This window comes from Mycobacterium sp. 050128 (genome assembly GCF_036409155.1).
In the GTDB taxonomy this organism is placed as follows: Bacteria; Actinomycetota; Actinomycetes; order Mycobacteriales; family Mycobacteriaceae; genus Mycobacterium.
The window spans coordinates 1-1,004 of sequence record NZ_JAZGLW010000038.1; the positions used below are offsets into that span (position 1 = coordinate 1).

Consider the following 1,004-nt stretch of genomic DNA (forward strand, 5'->3'; position numbering starts at 1 on the left):
CTCGCCCAACTCGCCCTTGCCTACCCAGAACGAATCAACCCCTACCTCTAACCCCAACGAGCACAACACGTTACACAAAAAACTTGACAAGCTCCAGTTCGCGGCCGCGCACCAGCCCCACCCGCACCCGTCCTGAGGTCGTTCGGCTAATCGTGGGCGTGCGGTGGCGTCACCGATTCGGTCCCGTGCAGATTGCTGGTCGTCTGGGCATGCCGGCCTCTACTGTGCACGCGGTGCTGACCCGATGCCGGATCAACCGCCTATCGGCCATCGATCGCATTACCGGTGAGCCGCTGCGCCGTTACGAGCATGCCCATCCCGGAGCGCTGATTCACGTCGACGTGACCAAGTTCGGCAACATCCCCGACGGTGGCGGCCACAAGTTCGTGAGTCGACAACAAAGCAAGCACAACGCCGCCCAGACGGCTCACCGCACCGGTAAGCGCGGCGACCGCGCGAAGAACTGGCGCCCCAGGATCGGAACGGCGTTCGTGCACACCGTCATTGATGATCACTCCCGCATGGCCTACGCCGAGATTTGTACCGACGAAAAAGCTGCCACCGCGATCGGCGTGCTGCAGCGCGCGGTGGCGTGGTTCACCGAGCGCGGCGTCACCGTCGAGCGAGTCCTCTCCGACAACGGATCTGCCTACAGATCCTTCGCATGGCGTGACGCCTGCGCCGCTCTGCGGATCACCCCCAAACGAACCCGTCCCTATCGGCCTCAGACCAACGGAAAAATCGAGCGATTCCACCGCACCTTGGCCGACGGCTGGGCCTATGCCCGGCTCTACGACTCAACCGAACAGCGCGACACCGCCCTGCCCGCCTGGCTGCATTTTCTACAATCACCGGCAACACCGCACTCGGCGGACAACCACCCGCCACACGCGTACCTAACTCTCAGGTCAGTACAACTGATATGTAGGCATTCTTTGTCAAGAGGCAGGTGAAAGCCGCCCCGGTTGGTCCGGGGCGGCTTTCGTTTGATCGGTGTCAGCTCG

The 1,004-nt window shown here is 62.7% G+C and carries 1 pseudogene; it reads left to right on the plus strand.

The features are described 5' to 3' along the window. Positions 1-83: 83 nt before the first annotated feature. Positions 84-921 (plus strand): annotated as a pseudogene (locus SKC41_RS31730) (IS481 family transposase); the annotation flags it as partial. Positions 922-1,004 lie beyond the last annotated feature (83 nt).